Source organism: Sodalis sp. dw_96 (genome assembly GCF_018449575.1).
In the GTDB taxonomy this organism is placed as follows: domain Bacteria; phylum Pseudomonadota; class Gammaproteobacteria; order Enterobacterales; family Enterobacteriaceae; genus Acerihabitans.
In genome coordinates, this window is record NZ_JAAVUT010000015.1 from 17,534 (window position 1) to 36,302 (window position 18,769).

Sequence of the window (18,769 nt, forward strand, 5' to 3'; positions counted from 1 at the left end):
TTTGCAAGGAATGTTTTATACCCGTCGTACTTCAAGCGGCAGGTGCGTTGGCCTTCCTGCAGCTCGAATTATTTAGGCTAAGTTTTTCCGGTCAGGCCGGGTTCGGTATATCGATAAACGTCACGTCGAAATGGTGTTCACGCGCCAACCACTCACCCAGCGCCTTGATGCCGCCACGTTCGGTGGCATGGTGGCCTGCCGCATAAAAATGTATTCCCGTCTCGCGGGCAATGTGAATGGTCTGCTCCGAGACCTCGCCGGTGATAAAGGCATCCACCCCGGCGCGGGCGGCTTGTTCAATGAAACCCTGTCCGCCGCCGGTACACCAGGCAAGGCGGCGGATTTGCGCCGGTGCGTTATCACCGCAGTGCAGCACTTCCCGTTCCAACCGCATCTCCAGCCGGCGCTGCAGCTCCTGCGGACTGATCGGCGTGGTGAAAGTTCCCCAGGGCAGCAGCGGTTCCAGCAGGCCTTGCGCCTCAATGTCCAGCAGCGCCGCCAATTGGGCGTTATTCCCCAGTACCGGATGGGCATCAAGGGGCAAATGCCAGGCGAGTAAATTGATGTCGTGGTTCAGCAGGGTTTTCAGGCGGCGCTGTTTCATGCCCGTCACTACCGGCGATTCATTTTTCCAGAAATAACCGTGATGTACCAGCACCGCATCGGCATTATGCGCCACCGCGGCATCCAGCAGCGCCTGTGAAGCGGTAACACCGGTGATGATACGGTTGATTTGCGGGCGGCCTTCCACCTGTAGCCCGTTGGGGCCGTAATCCTCAAAAGCGCCGGCATTCAGCTGCTGATTGATAAGTTGTTCAAGTTCCGTATTAAGCATGACCCGATGTCCCCGTTCGCCGGCTATCCCGAGTGAGGAGCCAGCCCTTGTGCTTTGGCGGATTGATAAGCCGCCAGGGCGGTTTGACGTGCCTGCCCATGATCAACGATCGGCCGCGGATAATCCAGTCCGGTTTGCTCGGCCTGGGGCCAAAAATAGGGTTCATGGATAAATTTATCCGGCACGGACGCCAGCTCCGGCAGCCAGCGCCGGATAAACCGGCCCTGTTCATCAAACCGGCGTCCCTGAGTGGTGGGATTGAAAATACGAAAATAGGGCGCGGCATCGGTGCCGGTGGAAGCGGCCCATTGCCAGCCGCCGTTGTTCGACGCCAGATCGCCATCGATTAACCGGCGCATAAAATAGCGTTCCCCCTCCCGCCAATCGATCAATAAATCCTTTACCAAAAAACTGGCGCAGATCATGCGCAAACGATTATGCATCCAGCCGGTCTGATTCAGCTGGCGCATAGCGGCATCCACGATGGGGAAGCCGGTGCGGCCCTGTCGCCAGGCGTCCAGCAGGGTATCATCCCGCCGCCAGGCCACATGGCGGGTCCAGGTGATAAAGGGGCGGTGTCGGCACACGCCGGGATAAAAAACCATGATATGGCGGTAAAAATCCCGCCAGATCAATTCGTTCAACCAGCAAAACGCCGCGCTGTCGGCCTGCTCCAACACCGTCGGGCAGGCGGTGCGCAGCCGGTTGTAGCACTGTTTCGGCGACACTATTCCCAGGGTGAGGTAGGCGGACAGCCGGCTGGTGGCGTCCAGCGCCGGCAGGTCCCGCCCCCGCCGATAGTCCTGCAGCTGATGATGGCAAAAGTCATGCAAACGGGATAACGCGGCCTCTTCGCCGGCGGGATAGTCATCCGTCTCCCGGCGCGGGTAATCGAAGGGGGTAATTTCGTCAACCGGAGCCCAGGGGGTTGTGACGCGGCGCTCGGGCGCCGGCAGGCACTGGGAATTTTCGTCCCTTAGCCGCCGGATAAAGGCGTTGCGAAAAGGGGTATAGACCTTATACATATCCCCATCGCCGGTGGTGACGCTCCCCGGCGGCAACAGCACGCCGTCGTCAAACCCCTGACAGATTACATGGCCGTCGAGCGCCCGCTCCACCGTCCGGTCGCGCCTGCGCTCGTTGAATTCATACTGATAGTTATAAAACAGCGCATCCGCTTGCTGCCGACGGCAAAAATCCGTCAGCCAGACCACCGCGGCATCATAATCGTCACATTGATGGTAATGCAGGGGAATACCCCGATCCGCCAGGGCAAGTCGTAGCTCAATGAGATTGCGTAACAGAAAATCCCCCTGGCGCGGCGACATATCGTGGGCGCGCCACTGCGCGGGAGTAGCGATAAACAGCGCAGTCACCTGGGCGTCGGGGTGGGAACAGGCGGCAGATAAAGCAGGATTATCATGGATGCGTAAATCGTTACGCAGCCAGACGATATGGGTTTTCATGTTCTTCCTTGCTGTTAATATCCGTAACGTAGCCGCAGCGCTTCGGGATAGGGTTCAAAATAACGTTGCTGCGACAGCCATGGGTCGGGATACTCGGCCATGTAATGCTTTACCAGCGCAAGAGGCGCGAGCAGCGGCTGCACTCCCCGCCGGTAACTGTCGATAAGCAGCGACAGTTCTTCCCGCTGCTTTGGCGTCAAATGGCGATGAAAATACCCTTGTACATGCATTAACACGTTGGTGTGGTTGGGCCGCGTCGCTTTATGGGACAGCAACGTCATCACACGAAGGCGGTATTCAATAGCAAACGCCTCCAGTGACGCCCACCTGCCCATGTCGGCGACAAAAGGCCCGATGCGGCGATATTCCGGCTGGGAATGGGCCAGCAGCAACAGCTTGTAACGCCGGTGAAAGGCCATCAGCGCGCCGGGCGTCAACCCTTCCCGCAGCAATTGATTAAATTCATACAGGGTGTAGACCCGGGCGACAAAATTTTCCCGCAGCAGCGGATCGTGAAGCCGCCCGCTCTCCTCCACCGGCAACCAGGGCAGTTCTTCCATCAGTATTTCAGTAAACAGGCCTATACCGTTTTTTCTCGAGCCGGCGCGGTCGTAAACCCGCACCCGCTCCATACCGCAGCTGGGGGATTTGGCGCAGACAATGAAACCGCATAAATCCGTCAGTTGCCGGCTGCGCTCGCGGGCGAACCGCCTCATGGACTCCGTAAGATCGGGATCATTATCGCTTTTGCCGGTACGCAGGCTGATGCGGTCGTCCCGATCCTTAACCAGCCGCAGCGAGGGTCGCGGCGTCGGCAGACCAATGGCCATTTCAGGGCAAACAGGGTTAAATCGAACATAAGGAGCAAGGTCATCCATGGCGAAAGAGAGGCGTTTGTGGCCGCCGTCAAAACGCACCGCTTCTCCCATCAGGCAGGCACTGATGCCGACAGGAATTTTATTGCTCATGCAGGGCCCCAATAGGCTATTGTTTGTTCAGCAAAGCGTAGACGATTTTAGCGGGCCCGGCGGACGGCTTTTAACAAAAGTCCCGCCGGTTTATCCGCGGCGCTGCCCGGGATTGTCGGGGAAAAACGTCATCATCCGCCGGTCCGCTATTCTCTGAGCGCGGGCAAAAGGGGATTCACCGCGTTGCTGTTTAAGTGGATAATGTTGCGGCGTGGTGAGGTTTTTTGGAGGTTCCACCGCCAACGTTTTGCAAACCGGACAAGGTCATAAGGAAGGGATGATGAGCACCATGACAGCGAATATTCTGATCGTTGAAGATGAGGATGCCATACGGCGCTTTGTCCGCCAAGCCCTCGAACGGGAGGGCTATCGGGTTTTCGACGCCGAAAACATGGCCCGCGGCCTGCTTGAGGCGGCCACTCGCAAGCCGGACCTGGTGATCCTCGATCTGGGTTTGCCGGACGGCAACGGCGTTGATTTTATTCGCGACTTGCGCCAGTGGAGCTCGGTTGCGGTGATGGTGCTGTCCGCCCGAAGCGACGAGCAGGACAAGATTGACGCACTGGACGCCGGGGCGGACGATTATCTGACCAAACCCTTCGGTATCGGTGAACTGCTGGCCCGGGTACGGGTCTCCCTGCGGCATCCGCTGCGAGGGGAAGACAAACCTGCAACTGTGACCTTTGCCGCCATCAATGTGGATCTGGTTAATCGCCAGGTGACGCGGGCCGGCGAATTACTCCATTTGACACCCATTGAATTCCGCCTGCTGGCCACGCTGCTGTCCCACCAGGGCAAGGTGGTCACCCAGCGCCAACTGCTGCGCGAGGTCTGGGGTCCCAACGCGGTGGAGCACAGTCATTATCTGCGAATATACATGGGACATTTGCGGCAAAAGCTCGAAGAAGATCCGGCGCGTCCCCGTCACTTGCTTACGGAAACCGGCATTGGCTACCGCTTTATGTCCTGACAATATGTGAACCTGCTCACAAAATCTGGCCACGCTATCTAGAGGCTAGTATCATCAGTACTTTCAATTTTATGGACATGTCTATGAGTACCTGGCTGATTTACGCCCTGCTTTCCGCGCTTACCGCCTCGCTGGTGGCGATTTTTGGTAAAATCGGGTTGCAGCATCTGGATGCCAACAGCGCAACCGCCGTCCGCTCCGTGGTAATGGCGCTCTTCCTGGTGGGCGTGGTGCTGGTGCAAGGGAAGATGAGCCTGGTGAACGATATCCTGGGCGACAAAAAAGCCCTGGCATTTATTGTATTAAGTGGTGTGGCCGGCGCCTTGTCCTGGCTGTTTTATTTTATGGCGATAAAATCCGGCAATGTCTCGCAGGTCGCCCCCATCGATAAACTCAGCGTGGTTTTCGCCGTGGTGATGGCGGTGCTGTTGTTTGGGGAAAAGGTCTCGCTGCTGGCGGGGGCCGGCGTAGCGCTGATTACCGCCGGCGCGCTGATGGTGGCGCTGGGTTAGCTGGAGCGGATCGGTCCACCCCGCGAACGGTTGCCGGCCCGATCGCATAACCCCATTAAAATGCACTGCCCATTGCAGCCCTATTTTTTTTTCAGGTAATTTTTCCACGTTCCCGGGGCAAGCGGAGCGAGCGTTTCCAGTTCTTGCTCCGTTACCACAGAAATATCCGATAAGCGGATATCCCGTAGCCTGATATGTACCTCGTCTAAAAAAATAGCGCCACCGGTACCGTCACTAAACTCTTCCAAAACGTCCGCATTCTCGTTGTCTATTGAAAGAAAATCGGCAAGTCGATCTTTGTTAAATAAAAAGTTCTGTTTCAAAGAAACCCCATGAATCTGAGCGCCTTCAATTTTATAGATATAATTTTGTTTTATCAGGGTATTGTAGCGTCGCGCTCCCTCCAGGGATTCCGAAACGATAAGCACATCCTCGTCGGATATCATCTTTGGCACGGCGGTGAAGTCTTCACTACGCGCGAAACCTTGTGTCAGGATACGGGCTTGCGGGCCACGATCGACACGATAGAGCGGTTTATTAAAGCCTGAAAGCTGGAAAAAATTAAGCTGGTTTAACTCGCCACGCTTCCAACCGATATCCCATATGGGTATATCGATAATTTCAACTTTTCCGCTTAAGCGATTAATGCTAATACCGATTTGCGGTTCAAGATTTTGCTGTTGCAGTTTTATTGGATATAGAATATCTTTCGTATCCTTATCAATAAGGTAATAGTCGTTATTGTCTTTCTTTATTTTTATATAGTTTCCCTCCACCTTAAGATAGTGGCCATTATCCTTATCCCATTGGAGGCCATTACTATCTGGCGAGGAAAATTTTTCTCCCGGTGCCGCCTGCGTAAATCGATTAAAACCACAGGCTTTTTCCAGATCATTGGCAACATTAATCGATGTCTTGGGTTCAAGAATCCAACGCCAGCCGTCAAAATTGACCGGATAACCTTCGTTATCCATTGCATGGATATCGTAAATCTCATAGGCCAGACCATGTTCCGGTATCTCGACTATTCTAACCGCGACTAATTCTTCGGCTATTTCTAAAACGGACAGAATGGATGGATTTGAGATGTCTCGACCCGCACCCCTGACTTCATAGACTTTACCTTCTAGATAATAATTTGGATTTTTATTATCTACCGGATGGTATGAATTATTGATGGAATATTCCACTCTGCATTTTTTAATGATATTAATTTCTGACTCTCCGAATACCGGAGTTGACTGCTGAGTGCTTAAATGCCATGCATTGCTGATTTTTGTCTTATATACCGGATAAGTAGTCGTGTGTGTCGGAGTTTTAACGGCTATTTCAAAACACGCTTTTTCGGAATCATACTCTACCCTATAGTTTTCACCGTATAATGAAATGTATTTCTCCCCAGCAATAAGATTAAAATCGAGACCGATATCATCCGCTCCAGCCACCTCATAGCGCCACCGCTGGGTATCAGCATCTAAATAGATTTTCCTCTCGAGATCCGGGTGATGTTCCCTTCTTGCGGGATAAGCAACATACTGTCCAGGCGATTTTTCCTTTATTCTGAATGTCACACCGTCGATATCCGTTTCTAAATGCACCTCGGTAAAAACATGGGCCGGCAACTGTTCCTGAATAACCATAGAGGAGGGATCATAAGGGCGCACATTCATTATGCCCTCAGGCCTTCGGGACAATTTATCCGCAACTCTCGTTGTTGTTATACCACTGTCCGTTTGTATTAACAAATTGGCAAGTGATTCTGGAGAGAATTCTCTTTTGACGCAGCCGCCGTCGCCCTCGACGACATGCCCCGCTACCTTAAGGCTTTTTGCCATCAAATATTTTGCTAACGGATATGTCCCACCGGTGAGCAATCCTAAGGCAATATCGCTGGCCAGGTTGACCCCCTCGGTGACCATGACAAGATTTTCATCAAGGCCGTGGTCGGGGAAAAAAAACTGGTTCAGATTTTCAACAATGCCTTTTACCGGATTGCGTATATACTCGCTGGCAACCAATAAGGTATAACCTATAGTGATGCCATTGCGGGTTTTGATACTGTAAACACAGTTCTTATTATAATACTCTATTTGGGCCTGCTCCTCGGCGTGCCGAATCAAATGCAGTGATGCGCGTTTTGTCCGCGGACCATCGCTTATTCTATTATTTTCATAATAAGCTGATATATTATATTTATCATTAAAATTTAATGAATGGATTTGGCTCGAACGTTTTGTTAAAGGCGAGTCATATATTTTAAATGATTTTATAGGTAATCTGTCGGGAAAATAATTCATTTTTGTGTTCACCTCATCCCTGAGTATTATATTAGATCCATTATGCTTAAATATATCATTACTAGCCTGATTAACAGAACTTAGCAGGATTAATAAATTCAAAAAAGCATCGGCCTTATTTTGCCTCATAGGATTGGGAGCTCGGGCGATATGATCAAGATTTCGCTGTATATGTTTAGCCTGTGGGCTGCTTTTCTCACGAAAGCGAACATACCTTCCATTTGCTGATCTATACGACTCCAGGCTTATTGGCATTAAAATTTCCTCATAGGGTTTATAATCAATGAATAGATCTAATAGGCAATAATCTGACTTAAATTAAGCGTCGATAGGCAAAAGCATAACAGTTTGTATTTCTTTTATGAATAGACTCACCACCGAAATTTTAAAAAAAACGCTGCGGGTTAGCTTTACCAGCAGCAGTTTTATTATTGAATTTTTAAATACTTGATTTAATCATTTATAAAGATGGCCAATATCTTAAGGCGGCCGGCAGCAACCACCTTTTAATTGCCGAGAGAGGTGGCCGGGAATTCTCGGCAGGCATTAATCATCCTTTCCGTTGGCGGAGGCGTTCAATTCCGCTTCAATATTCATTACCGAGGTAAGTAATGCGGCATTAATGCGTTCCACTTGTTCCGGCGTCAGATCGGCGCGCATCATATTACCCCGCAGCAATACTCTCAGCCGGTCCAGGCTCTCGCTAATGCCGGGAATCAGACTACCTTCCCGCCGTTTGCCGATTTGCGACAGCCGGGTGAATATCGCCTCTATCAGCGGCTGGTGCTTGGCCAGTTCCGCCTGTCCCTCGGGGGTGATTTGGTAATTTTTCCGGCTCTGCCCGTCCGGACTGCCGGACGTGAGAAAATCCTGGTCCACCAGCAGACTTAAGGTCGGGTATACCACGCCGGGGCTGGGCACATACAATCCGGAGGACGCCTGCTCGATAGCCTTGATCAATTCATAACCGTGGCTGGGCTTGCGCGCCACCAGGGCCAACAGCACCAAGCGCAAATCGCCGTGCTCCAGCGGACGACGTCCCCGGGGGCCGCCATCGTGACGCCCTCCGCGGTCGCGGCCATGTCCGAAATGACCGCCGGGACGATCTTCGCCATCGCCGCGGCCATGGAAATCGCCGCCAAAGCCCCGGCCGCCAAAATCGTTGCGACGGCGTCCATCGCCAAAGCCCCGGCCGCGAAACGCGCTGCCATGACATTCATCGCCAAAGCCCCTAGCTAGGAAATCGCCGCCATGGCCTTCGTCGACAAAGCTCCGGCGGTGAAAGTCATCGCCGTGGCGCTCATCACCAAAGCCCCGGCCGTAAAAATCGCCGCCGTGGCGCTCATCGCCAAAGCCCCGGCCGTAAAAATCGCCGCCGTGGCGCTCATCGCCAAAGCCCCGGCCGTAAAAATCGCCGCTGCCTCGCCGACTCTCAAATGATGTTGACCGACGGGACTGACCCTCGCCTCCATGGCGATGACGCCTGCCGGTGCCCCGCTCCCCTTCTCCGCCGTCCCGGCAGGTATTGTGATGGTGTAAATGGAAAAACATAGGGTATCTCCTGTTTCTTAGATATAACTAATTAGATATATCTAAGTTAGATCACCCAAATCGGAAACGCAAGAAAAGATATATCTAAATGCCGAGAGCAGCATCCTGACGCGACCTCATGCCTCACTCTTTAAAAGCGCATTTACCCATCGGGAGGACAGCCCCTCCTGGCGTTCCGATAAAATCGTACCCTGTCCAAGGCTGACGGGGCTGCCAATGTCAAACCTCACCCTGGCGGCGATATCTGTTCTGCTTATCCATCAGCGTCCGGTAGTTCCCCTGCTTTTTGAGAATGAGGCTCGCGTGATCCCCTTCTTCGACAATTTGCCCCTCGGCGAACACCAGAATGCGATCCATATACCTTACTGAGGAAAGACGGTGAGCAATAACAATCAGGGTTCGATCTGACCAGCCTGTTTCAATCTCATTCTGGATTTCCGCCTCCGAAATACTGTCCAGATTGGAGGTGGCTTCATCAAGGACGATTATCGGCGTTTGGCGCAGCATGATCCGCGCAATCGCCACACGCTGTTTTTCACCGCCGGATAATCTGAGGCCGCGTTCACCCACAACGGTGTCATAACCATCAGGCAAACTCGTAATAAAGTCGTGTATCCTGGCACGCTTTGCCGCGTCATGAATATCGGCTAAACAAACATTCTCATTCCCATAGCTGATATTTTCCAATAAGGTCCGGTGAAAAAGCAATGGCTCTTGACTCACTATGGAAATATGATTTCTTAAATATTCAATATTAACATCTTTGATATTAATGCCGTCAATCTTGATAGTTCCTCGATCTATTTCGTAAAGCCGTTGCAGCAGCTTTATAAACGTTGTTTTCCCACCACCGGAGTACCCTACCACACCAATGCGTTCACCTGCCGCAATAGACAAGTTAAAGTTATGATAAAGCAGCTTTTCCTGGCCGGGATAGCGAAAATCAACATTTTTAAAAACAATAGAGCCGCCATCAATGCTTTTTGCTGTGACAACCTCATCCCTTCCGACTTCTACAGGCACTTCCATGAAGGTTACCAAATCTTCCATCTCATTCACTGAACGCTGCAGGCTGCAGGCTGCGAATGTTGTGTTCCATACCGCGAAGATATCCATTGATAATGGCATAGGTAGTGATGATATAGGTCACATCACCGGGGGAAGCATAACCACGCTGCCATAACCACAATCCTGTTCCAATCATTACGCCGTTCAAGACCACCAGCATTCCGTATTGGATACTTCCCGCCGTTGAGCTCCGATGCCAAAAACAAATCAGATGCGAACGCCACGCCGCGGCCTCGCTCCTGACCCGAGCCTCTTCTTTTGATTCGGAAGCAAAGCTCTTTACCAGCATATTGCATGAAATGGCATCGGAAATTGAGCCGTTCAGCACGGCATCGGCGTCATTGGCAACTTTTGCGGCCGGATAGATATACTTTTGAATCAGTAAAAGCGTGATGCAGACGAAAGCCAGGAGGCTTGTCCCCACAATGACTCCCACAATTGGCCAGTGCACCCCGATAATTATCGTAGCCCCAATCAATACAAAGGCGCTGGGGATAAGCTCTATGAAGATAAGGTAGTTGAAAAGATCCATGGCGAGTACGCCACGGCTCAGCTTGCGTATGGTGGCGCCGGCAAGGTTGTGGATATGCCATTCCGTCGATAATCGCTGTATGTGGCTGAAGACATTCACTGTCAATAATCGCATGATCCCTGAGGTGAAATATATTATCACTCGAAAGATAATATCCCGTAAAAAACCGAGATTATACCCAACATGACGATCATCGCTAATAATGAATATGTGTCATGAAAATGGCTTGCTCCCTTGGATATAGTATCAACCAGACGCCCGACAAAAATCGGTATTAATAGCTCCGAGCAGGTTAATAAAACAGATGTACCAATTAGACATATAATTTGCAATCGCCGCTCAGCATATTGATAAAGAGAAAAGTTCACTATTTTCCAACAGGGATTTCTCCTTTCAACTGATCTTTTGGCTCGCATAATTATATCCTTTAGTCGACCCATTATTAATTCCTTTTTACGAAAAATTGATATCAAAGCTACTGGATAGAAAAAACTAAGTCAACAAATGATGTTAATGGCATATTTTCTAAATAGGGTAAGGTAGATTCAATTCATATTTATAATTGATGCATGACATTAAATTTATCTGTTTATGTATATCCTCTCAAGGATAAAACCTGCTCATCCATCTTTTAAAAGTGGTGTATCTTATCTTTTTTTGTATTACCATCTTCATGACAATATTGATATGAATCAATACTGCCTGACGGCAGTAAACAGATATACTTGATAAAGTACTTATCACTTCAGGTCTATTAAGAGATCCGCTATTAGCAAGATCATTTAGCAGTTTCACAGAGTGATATTTTATGCAGATTAAATTATAAAAACTCTAGACCATTTTCAATATGAATAGCTTGCGCCTTTTCTACACTGAATGTTTTCTCAAAGCCATAAGGAAGGTGACAACGATGATACTCGTGACAGGATCCCAAGGTCTCATTGGCCAATGCTTGCTTCGCTACCTGCGCAAAGCCGGTATTACCACACATGAATTTGATATTCGACGAAATCGACAGGAGGATTTTAGATGTGCCGATGCTCTCCGACATGCGCTGCACGGTATAGAAGGCATTGTGCACTTAGCCGCGGTCTCTCGGGTTGTATGGGCGGAAAAACACCCTGAATTAGCTTATTCGGTGAATGTCGCTAGCTTAAGGACATTGTTGGAGGTGGTCGCCGATAAAGAGAAAAAGCCGTGGATCATATTTGCCAGCAGCAGAGAAGTATACGGAAATTCAACTGAATCGTCAGTCCATGAGGATGCTCCGCTTCTGCCGCTAAATGCCTATGCAAATATGAAAGTCCAGGGGGAACGTCTGATCCATGACGCGGTTTCCTCAAGGATCCGGGCCAATATCTGCAGGTTTTCCAATGTATATGGAGCCATTTCAGATCATGCTGACCGCGTTGCGGAGGCATTTGCCAGAACCGCAGCTTTCGGCGGAGTGCTTAGGGTGGACGGCGGGGAAAACACGTTTGACTTTACCCATGTTTCCGATGTGGCGGAAGGGCTCTTTCGTTTAGTACAAGCAACGGGGAAGAAAGAGCTTTTGCCTCCCGTTCATTTCGTCTCGGGTCAGGGCGTTACGCTAAATGAGCTGGCCCGCCTCGCGGTATCCCTGGCCGTCGACGGAATCAAGATTGGCATCCATGATGCACCGCCTCGCGCGTTCGACGTTTCCAGATTTGTTGGAAATCCGCATCGCGCGAAAGAGTTATTAGGCTGGGAAGCGAAAACTTCTTTACCCCTAGGATTCGGCGAATTGATCTCGCTATTCCGACGCGCTGATGAATCGACCTCATTCCCTCCATGGCTTGGCCTATTGGAGAGTAACTTACCAGCACAAAACCGTTAGAACAAAAACGCTTAAGATGGCAGGGAGTGTGCCATGCTCGACGCAATCGAATAAGAGTAGTGATGGCACCCGCCATTTTCCCACAAAAGGCGCTGAATTATCAGCGCCAGAACCATCTCAGACAACGTTCCCGGCCGGGACAACCCGCTCGCCAACACACCGTGAGCCACCAATGAAGGCTTGCTCCACGGCAACGGCTAGGGGTTATTTCGCCCCCGCCAGCACGTCGCTGACGATATCCACCGCTTCTTTTTCAATTTGTTCACGGTGCTTAGGGCCTAGGAAACTTTCGCAATAAATCTTATAGGCTTCCTCGGTACCGGAAGGACGGGCGGCAAACCAGCCGTTGGCGGTCATCACTTTCAGGCCGCCGATGGAGGCGCCGTTACCCGGGGCGGTGGTTAACCGGTCGGTGATGGGATCCCCCGCCAGCATGCTGGCGCTGACTTGATCCGGCGACAGCTTGGACAGAATGGCCTTCTGGGCATGGGTGGCCGGAGCCTGGATACGATTGTAGCTGGGCGCGCCGAAGCGCTGCGCCAGTTCATCATAGTGCTGCTGCGGATTCTTGCCGGTTACCGCGGTGATTTCCGCCGCCAGCAGGCACATGATGATACCGTCTTTATCGGTGGACCACGGGCGGCCGTCAAACCGCAGGAACGAGGCACCGGCGCTCTCTTCGCCGCCGAAACCCAGGCCGCCGTCAAACAGGCCGTCCACAAACCACTTGAAGCCCACCGGCACTTCCACCAGTTTGCGGCCCAGGGATTCCACCACCCGGTCGATCATCCCGCTGGATACCAGCGTTTTACCCACCGCCACCTCGGCGCCCCACTGCGGGCGATGCTGGAACAGGTAATCAATGGATACCGCCAGGAAATGGTTCGGGTTCATCAAACCGGCGGGAGTGACAATGCCGTGACGGTCATAATCGGGATCGTTGGCCAGCGCCAAATCGAACTTGTCCCGCAGGGACAGTAAACCTGTCATGGCCCACTGGGACGAGCAGTCCATGCGGATGATGCCGTCATGATCCAGGTACATGAACCGGAACGTCTGGTCTATTTCTTCATTTACCAGCGTTAAATCCAGATTATAGTACTCGGCGATACGCTGCCAGTAGGCAATGCCCGAGCCCCCCAGGGGATCGACGCCCAGTTTGAGGCCGGCGCCCTGAATGGCCGCCATATCCACCACCTCGGCCAGTCCTTCCACATAAGCCTGCACCAGGTCCTGCCCGTGGACATGACCGCTGTTCCAGGCCGCGTCGAGGGATTGACGCCGTACGCCACGCAATTCGTCCGCCAGCAGCGCATTGGCGCGCTCTTCAATCACTTTGGTCAGATTGGTGTCGGCCGGACCGCCGTTGGGCGGATTATATTTGATGCCGCCGTCTTCCGGCGGATTGTGCGAAGGCGTAATCACGATGCCGTCCGCCTGCGGACCGCCGCGGCGATTATGGACCAGGATGGCGTTGGACACCGCGGGAGTCGGGGTAAAACCGTTATCCTGCTGGACTATCACGTCCACGCCATTGGCGCTCAGTACTTCCAGCACGGAAATAAAGGCCGGTTCTGACAGGGCGTGGGTATCTTTACCGACATAACAAGGCCCGGTAACCCCCTGCTTGCGGCGTTCTTCGGCAATCGCCTGGCTGATGGCCAGGATATGGGCTTCATTAAAACTGTGGCGTCCCGCGCTGCCGCGATGGCCTGACGTACCGAATTTCACCGCATGTGCGGCATTACCTGGCTCGGGGCGCAATACATAATATTGCGAGGTTAACTGCGCCACGTTAATCAAATCACTTTGCCGGGCGGGTTGTCCGGCACGGGGGCTATTAGCCATCGGTGCTTCTCCATTGGCTGTCATTTATCAAATGGTGCCGCAGACTTTATCTGTCAGTTCCACCGGGAACTGCATAGCCAGCATAATGTGTTCTACCATACCCCGTTTACGGCCGGTGTTGGTATTGGTAATAACCCAGTAGGGCGTTCCCGGCACCTGCTTAGGTTTAGTATGGCTGCCGTTTTGCAATAATGTATGCTCATCGCCGGCAAAATAGGTCCGGGTACGGCCGCGCAACACATCCGCCGCGTCGGCGAAATCGGTGGGCGACAAGGAATAAAGGGTGGACAGCACCAGCGTGAAGCGGTCTACCGCCTTGCGTTGTTCAGCATAGACGTCCGAGAGCAATAATTCACGCATCGCCCGCACGCGATCGCGGGCCGGCGCGGGCGCGTCGGTTTTTACCGGCGTGTCGGATGCCGAACGGGCGGGCTCATTGGCCGACGGGGTGAATTTCAGCATTCGGCGCAGGATGTCCGAGGCGCTTTCGCCGATATGCTGGGTGTGGCTGGCGATAAAACGGTAGAGGTCTTCGTCGAGTTCGATTGTTTTCATCTTTATCCGGGGGCTTTCTTCTCTTAAATCAATCAACAGGATTATACAAGTTAAACCGGCCCCGCGAACAGCGTTAGTATCCGGCTTCGGCACAAAGTCGGAATTTCACCCGACGGCGGACACCTTTTGCGGCGCGGGCAGCAATATCTCATGATACGCTAGATGTCTTTGCTGTCGCCACGAGGATGGGGATGAAATTACATTATCGTTTACAACCGGCCCGGCAACCGGGAAATACCCTGCCGGTGGTATTGCTGCACGGACTGTTCGGCAGTCTGGATAATCTCGGCGTACTGGCGCGCCCTCTGGGAGAGCGTCATACCACCCTGCAAATCGATCTGCGCAATCACGGCCTTTCCCCCCATGACGACGATGCCGGTTATGAGGCCATGAGCGGGGATGTGGTGGCCTTGCTCGATGAATTGCAACTGGGAAAATGCATCCTTATCGGCCACTCCATGGGGGGTAAGGTGGCCATGGCGCTGACGGCGCTGATGCCGGATCGCATTGCCGCCCTGGTGGTTATCGATATCGCGCCAGTGGCCTATCCCACCCGCCATCACGATGCGGTATTCGCCGGGCTCAGGCGGGTGGCGGCGGCGGGAGTGACGCAGCGCGCCGACGCGGCGCAGCTGATGGAACAGGATATCGACGATAAGGATACTGTTCAGTTCTTGTTAAAATCCTTTTCCCGCGGCGAATGGCGTTTCAACCTCAAGGCATTATGGGAAAACTATCCGGCGCTTATCGGCTGGCATGAGATACCGCCCTGGAACGGACCGGTATTATTTATCCGCGGCGGGCTTTCTCCCTACGTGAACGACGGCTACGGCGAGGCCATCCGGCGGCAGTTCCCCAGGGCCCGGGCCCATGTGGTGGCCGGCGCGGGCCACTGGGTGCATGCCCAAAAACCTGAAGCGGTACTGCGCGCCGTTGTGCGATTCCTGGCGGATTCACTGGCGGAGAGCTGACCGCGCAGGCCCGGTTTATTCATCGGCCTTCTTTATCGGCCGGTGTTAATCATTGTCGTTTATCGTCGCGGTGGGGTAAGATGGCGCACTATGTTTACCGGCATCATCAACGCGCGGAAAAGTCATGTTCAAGCACGGCGCCTGAAGATGAAAGGCTTTACCGGCAAGAACTTACCCGCCCGCTTTCGGATGCGCAATCCCTTCACGACTTATGGCAAAAGAACAAACGGACCGCACTACCCTGGATTTGTTTATCGATGAAAAACGTCCGGGGCGACCGAAAACCAACCCGCTTTCCCGCGATGAACAATTGCGAATCAATAAGCGCAATCAATTACGCCGGGACAAGGTGCGGGGCCTGCGCCGGGTTGAGTTAAAAATCAATGCGCAAGCGGTGGATGCATTAAATGAACTGGCCTTTCAGCACACCCTTTCCCGCAGCGAGCTGATTGAACAGATTTTACTGGCCGAGCTGGAACGGCATAGGGGCACCCCCGGCAAGGAAAATTGAGGCCGGGCACGCCGTTCCGGGCCGTAAAAGACCGGCTTTTGCAATAAAACTCCGGTGGAACGAGTTTCTCGCGCGTTGAGTGTCTGCTATTATTGCACGATTATTTCCCGAAAAGCCGGTCGATCGTCTGGTAAACCATATCCTTAATATTTAAGAGGTTTTCAAATTCATGGCAAGCGTAGGCATTTTTTTTGGCAGTGACACCGGCAATACCGAAAATATTGCCAAGATGATCCAAAAGCAGCTGGGCGCCGATGTTGCCGAAGTGCATGACATTGCCAAAAGCAGCAAAGAAGACCTGGAGCAGTTCTCCATCCTGCTGCTGGGCATCCCCACCTGGTACTACGGGGAAGCGCAATGTGACTGGGACGATTTTTTCCCCACATTGGAAGATATTGATTTCGCCGGAAAACAAGTGGCGTTGTTCGGTTGCGGCGATCAGGAAGACTACGCCGAATATTTTTGTGATGCCATGGGCACCATCCGCGACATCATCGAACCCCATGGCGCGGCCATCGTGGGCCATTGGCCTACCGCCGGCTACCATTTTGAAGCCTCTAAGGGTCTGGCGGACGACAAACATTTCATCGGTTTGGCCATAGACGAAGATCGCCAACCCGAACTCACCAACGAACGCGTCGACGCCTGGGTCAAACAAATCAGCGCCGAACTGAAGCTCGATTGACTGGCGGCTGGGTTGCGCCCGATCAAACCCGCGCCGTCGATGGCATTGACGGCCGGTTGAACCTGTTGATATATAATTCCTTTCAAATCGATAGATACAAGTTTTTAACTTTTATCCACAAAGCAGTACAATAGCCAGGCGGTTATACCGGTTTTACAGAAATGTTATAAAAACATGCCCCGCCCTAAACGGGCTATCATTGTAAAAAGCCGCGGTTTTCATTTTACACAGGCAGTCCTATAATGAGACGGCGTCACATTTTTCAGGCCGACCGTTGTTATAGGCTACATTAGCCTACAATCAGATTATCAAAGTAACAGGACTAAACCCGCATGACTGACAATAATATTGCATTGAAGAAGGCCGGCCTGAAAGTCACACTTCCCAGACTTAAAATTCTGGAAGTGCTGCAAGATCCGGAATGCCATCACGTCAGTGCGGAGGATCTCTACAAAAAACTGATCGATATGGGAGAAGAGATCGGTTTAGCCACCGTTTATCGCGTACTGAATCAGTTCGATGACGCCGGGATCGTCACCCGCCATAATTTTGAAGGCGGTAAATCCGTTTTTGAACTGACGCAGCAGTACCATCACGATCATCTGATTTGCCTCGATTGCGGCAAGGTCATTGAGTTTCGTGATGAGTTTATCGAAGCGCGTCAACGGGATATCGCTAAAAAACACAACATTAAACTCACTAATCACAGTTTGTATCTTTACGGTCATTGTGAAGTGGGCAATTGTCGTGAAGACGAGACCCTGCACGATCATGATGTTGACGAAGCAGTGCACACTCTTAAAGAGTGACGCTTAATATAGGTCATCGTCTGAATGTTGAAAACCACTGCTGAACCGGGTGGTTTTAGCTATTTGTCAAAGTACCGATGGTACTTCAACTTTTGCCGTTTCATTTCATATCCCCGCCTTATCCTAAAACTTCACAAGTTAAAATATTTTATGAATTTTTAAAAAATCTATATACCCTTCACAGCTTGATCACGCTGTAAAAATGCCTAAAAATCAGGGATTCCTTTATATTAATTGATGTTATCCGCTGTATATAAAGGAATTTATAAAAAATAGACCCCTTGATGATTTTTTGCAAAACCATCATGGAAACTCATCATTGTGTTCACAAAAAAGCATAACTTTATAAAACTATATAAAACGTGAAGTATGCTGCATATTTGTTATGCTCCCTATGTTGATATGATGCCGTCAGTAGAGATAACCAGAGATCTGAAAATGATTGAATCGGAACTGAACGGCGCCATACCGCGAGGAATCGGCATTGCGCCCTATCTCCGGATCAAACAGGAAGGGATGACCGAGAATGAAAGCAGAATTGTGGAGTGGTTTTTAACACCGGGCAATCTCAGCCATGTTTCCGGCATCAAAGAGGTGGCGCAAAGCCTCGGCATGTCGGAAGCCATGATTGTCAAGGTCTCTAAAATTCTGGGTTTCAGCGGCTTCAGACAGCTGCGTAGTGCGATTGTCGAATATTTTGACCATGCGGATCATGATATTACCGCCGAACTGTCGCCGGATGACAGTCCGGCGGATTTGGTCAATAAAGTGTTCAACCTTACGGTGCGCACCATTGTCGAAGGCCAGGCCATTGTGGATGCGGAGGTGATCCAGCAAGCCGCACGCTGTTTTTTCACTGCCCGTCAGCGCGAACTGTACGGCGTCGGCGGTTCGAATTCCATTTGTACCGACGTTCAGCACAAGTTTCTGAAAATCGGCATACGCTGCAGCGCATACCATGATGCCCATCTGATGATGATGTCGGCATCCCTGCTGCAGCCCGGCGATGCGGCGCTGGTAGTCTCCCATTCAGGGCGCACCACCGATCTCAAACGGGTGGTGGCGATTGCCAAGGACAATGGGGCAAAAATCATTTGCATTACCCACAGCAGCAATTCGCCCATTGCGCGGCTGGCGGACTTTACTATTTGTTCACCGGCGCCGGAAACGCCGCTGCTAGGCAGGAACGCCTCGGCCCGTATTCTGCAATTGACGCTGCTGGATGCGTTTTTTGTTTCGGTGGCCAGACAGGACATTGATTTAGCGAATAAAAATTTGGAAAAAACCAGTGCGATTACCCAGTACCTGAAGCGTGATTATAAATAATTCTCTC

Annotated in this window: 16 protein-coding genes and 1 pseudogene; 8 read left to right on the forward strand and 9 right to left on the reverse strand. The window is 51.8% G+C overall.

Translation table 11 applies throughout. The annotated features are described in order from the left end of the window. Nucleotides 1-91: 91 nt before the first annotated feature. From HB631_RS19145 to HB631_RS19155, 3 genes are read right to left on the reverse strand one after another with little or no spacing between them, the layout of a single operon-like run. Nucleotides 92-835 (reverse strand): type 2 GTP cyclohydrolase I, encoded by a 744-nt coding sequence (locus HB631_RS19145; RefSeq protein ID WP_213992785.1) that lies wholly within the window; start codon nucleotides 833-835, stop codon nucleotides 92-94. Nucleotides 836-858: 23 nt separating this feature from the next. Next, a complete protein-coding gene (gene phrB / locus HB631_RS19150; protein ID WP_213992786.1) occupies nucleotides 859-2,301 on the reverse strand; it encodes a deoxyribodipyrimidine photo-lyase in 1,443 nt (480 codons plus the stop codon). Between the two features lie 14 nt (nucleotides 2,302-2,315). Then, on the reverse strand, nucleotides 2,316-3,269 hold the full coding sequence (locus HB631_RS19155; protein WP_213992787.1) for a 2-thiouracil desulfurase family protein: 954 nt from the start codon (nucleotides 3,267-3,269) through the stop codon (nucleotides 2,316-2,318). 289 nt (nucleotides 3,270-3,558) lie between these two features. On the opposite strand from HB631_RS19155, the gene kdpE reads away from it, so the two are divergent. Both kdpE and HB631_RS19165 read left to right on the forward strand, forming a co-directional pair. After that, nucleotides 3,559-4,239, forward strand: a complete 681-nt coding sequence (gene kdpE / locus HB631_RS19160) for a two-component system response regulator KdpE (RefSeq protein ID WP_213992788.1) — start codon at nucleotides 3,559-3,561, stop codon at nucleotides 4,237-4,239. A gap of 83 nt (nucleotides 4,240-4,322) precedes the next feature. Continuing rightward, nucleotides 4,323-4,751 carry an EamA family transporter gene (locus HB631_RS19165; RefSeq protein WP_213992789.1) on the forward strand — a complete coding sequence of 143 codons (429 nt, stop codon included), beginning with the start codon at nucleotides 4,323-4,325 and terminating at the stop codon, nucleotides 4,749-4,751. A gap of 80 nt (nucleotides 4,752-4,831) precedes the next feature. Here HB631_RS19165 and HB631_RS19170 read toward each other — a convergent pair whose 3' ends face one another. The 4 genes and pseudogenes from HB631_RS19170 to HB631_RS19185 all read right to left on the reverse strand — a co-directional run bounded on the left by HB631_RS19170 (nucleotide 4,832) and on the right by HB631_RS19185 (nucleotide 10,409). Beyond that, nucleotides 4,832-7,303, reverse strand: a complete 2,472-nt coding sequence (locus HB631_RS19170; protein WP_213992790.1) for a hypothetical protein — start codon at nucleotides 7,301-7,303, stop codon at nucleotides 4,832-4,834. A 291-nt stretch (nucleotides 7,304-7,594) separates the two neighbouring features. Then, nucleotides 7,595-8,074, reverse strand: a pseudogene (locus HB631_RS27110) (PadR family transcriptional regulator); the annotation flags it as partial. A 744-nt stretch (nucleotides 8,075-8,818) separates the two neighbouring features. Further along, complete coding sequence (locus HB631_RS19180; protein WP_213992792.1) at nucleotides 8,819-9,649, reverse strand: ATP-binding cassette domain-containing protein; 831 nt, start codon at nucleotides 9,647-9,649, stop codon at nucleotides 8,819-8,821. Between the two features lies 1 nt (nucleotide 9,650). Continuing rightward, a complete protein-coding gene (locus tag HB631_RS19185; RefSeq protein ID WP_345945725.1) occupies nucleotides 9,651-10,409 on the reverse strand; it encodes an ABC transporter transmembrane domain-containing protein in 759 nt (252 codons plus the stop codon). Between the two features lie 700 nt (nucleotides 10,410-11,109). Here HB631_RS19185 and HB631_RS19190 point away from each other — a divergent pair. Next, nucleotides 11,110-12,057, forward strand: coding sequence for an NAD-dependent epimerase/dehydratase family protein (locus HB631_RS19190; protein WP_213992794.1), 948 nt, complete (start codon nucleotides 11,110-11,112; stop codon nucleotides 12,055-12,057). A gap of 204 nt (nucleotides 12,058-12,261) precedes the next feature. Here the strand turns inward: HB631_RS19190 and pgm are convergent, their stop codons facing one another. Both pgm and seqA read right to left on the reverse strand, forming a co-directional pair. After that, on the reverse strand, nucleotides 12,262-13,905 hold the full coding sequence (gene pgm / locus HB631_RS19195) for a phosphoglucomutase (alpha-D-glucose-1,6-bisphosphate-dependent) (protein WP_213992795.1): 1,644 nt from the start codon (nucleotides 13,903-13,905) through the stop codon (nucleotides 12,262-12,264). Between the two features lie 27 nt (nucleotides 13,906-13,932). Beyond that, nucleotides 13,933-14,460, reverse strand: coding sequence for a replication initiation negative regulator SeqA (seqA, locus tag HB631_RS19200; RefSeq protein WP_213992796.1), 528 nt, complete (start codon nucleotides 14,458-14,460; stop codon nucleotides 13,933-13,935). Between the two features lie 191 nt (nucleotides 14,461-14,651). On the opposite strand from seqA, the gene HB631_RS19205 reads away from it, so the two are divergent. The 5 genes from HB631_RS19205 (at nucleotide 14,652) to HB631_RS19225 (ending at nucleotide 18,762) form a co-directional block, all read left to right on the forward strand. Further along, on the forward strand, nucleotides 14,652-15,431 hold the full coding sequence (locus HB631_RS19205) for an alpha/beta fold hydrolase (RefSeq protein WP_213992797.1): 780 nt from the start codon (nucleotides 14,652-14,654) through the stop codon (nucleotides 15,429-15,431). Nucleotides 15,432-15,642: 211 nt separating this feature from the next. Further along, nucleotides 15,643-15,942: a LexA regulated protein gene (gene ybfE / locus HB631_RS19210; protein ID WP_213992798.1), complete on the forward strand. Its 300-nt coding sequence runs from the start codon at nucleotides 15,643-15,645 to the stop codon at nucleotides 15,940-15,942. A 169-nt stretch (nucleotides 15,943-16,111) separates the two neighbouring features. Beyond that, nucleotides 16,112-16,627, forward strand: a complete 516-nt coding sequence (gene fldA / locus HB631_RS19215) for a flavodoxin FldA (protein ID WP_213992799.1) — start codon at nucleotides 16,112-16,114, stop codon at nucleotides 16,625-16,627. Nucleotides 16,628-16,959: 332 nt separating this feature from the next. Then, the gene (gene fur, locus HB631_RS19220) at nucleotides 16,960-17,436 is read left to right on the forward strand and encodes a ferric iron uptake transcriptional regulator (protein ID WP_213992800.1); all 477 of its coding nucleotides are present in this window, start codon (nucleotides 16,960-16,962) and stop codon (nucleotides 17,434-17,436) included. A gap of 438 nt (nucleotides 17,437-17,874) precedes the next feature. Continuing rightward, nucleotides 17,875-18,762, forward strand: a complete 888-nt coding sequence (locus HB631_RS19225; protein WP_213992801.1) for a transcriptional repressor AlsR — start codon at nucleotides 17,875-17,877, stop codon at nucleotides 18,760-18,762. The last annotated feature ends 7 nt before the right edge of the window (nucleotides 18,763-18,769 follow it).

What these genes read in the sequence shown, in the direction of transcription:
- HB631_RS19205 (WP_213992797.1), top strand. Translation starts at nt 14,652, where the DNA reads ATGAAATTACATTATCGTTTACAACCGGCCCGGCAACCGGGAAATACC.
- HB631_RS19165 (WP_213992789.1), top strand. Translation starts at nt 4,323, where the DNA reads ATGAGTACCTGGCTGATTTACGCCCTGCTTTCCGCGCTTACCGCCTCG.
- pgm (WP_213992795.1), bottom strand. Translation starts at nt 13,905, where the DNA reads ATGGCTAATAGCCCCCGTGCCGGACAACCCGCCCGGCAAAGTGATTTG.
- HB631_RS19190 (WP_213992794.1), top strand. Translation starts at nt 11,110, where the DNA reads ATGATACTCGTGACAGGATCCCAAGGTCTCATTGGCCAATGCTTGCTT.
- ybfE (WP_213992798.1), top strand. Translation starts at nt 15,643, where the DNA reads ATGGCAAAAGAACAAACGGACCGCACTACCCTGGATTTGTTTATCGAT.
- phrB (WP_213992786.1), bottom strand. Translation starts at nt 2,301, where the DNA reads ATGAAAACCCATATCGTCTGGCTGCGTAACGATTTACGCATCCATGAT.
- HB631_RS19155 (WP_213992787.1), bottom strand. Translation starts at nt 3,269, where the DNA reads ATGAGCAATAAAATTCCTGTCGGCATCAGTGCCTGCCTGATGGGAGAA.
- kdpE (WP_213992788.1), top strand. Translation starts at nt 3,559, where the DNA reads ATGACAGCGAATATTCTGATCGTTGAAGATGAGGATGCCATACGGCGC.
- HB631_RS19180 (WP_213992792.1), bottom strand. Translation starts at nt 9,649, where the DNA reads ATGGAAGATTTGGTAACCTTCATGGAAGTGCCTGTAGAAGTCGGAAGG.
- fur (WP_213992800.1), top strand. Translation starts at nt 16,960, where the DNA reads ATGACTGACAATAATATTGCATTGAAGAAGGCCGGCCTGAAAGTCACA.
- seqA (WP_213992796.1), bottom strand. Translation starts at nt 14,460, where the DNA reads ATGAAAACAATCGAACTCGACGAAGACCTCTACCGTTTTATCGCCAGC.
- HB631_RS19170 (WP_213992790.1), bottom strand. Translation starts at nt 7,303, where the DNA reads ATGCCAATAAGCCTGGAGTCGTATAGATCAGCAAATGGAAGGTATGTT.
- fldA (WP_213992799.1), top strand. Translation starts at nt 16,112, where the DNA reads ATGGCAAGCGTAGGCATTTTTTTTGGCAGTGACACCGGCAATACCGAA.
- HB631_RS19145 (WP_213992785.1), bottom strand. Translation starts at nt 835, where the DNA reads ATGCTTAATACGGAACTTGAACAACTTATCAATCAGCAGCTGAATGCC.
- HB631_RS19225 (WP_213992801.1), top strand. Translation starts at nt 17,875, where the DNA reads ATGATTGAATCGGAACTGAACGGCGCCATACCGCGAGGAATCGGCATT.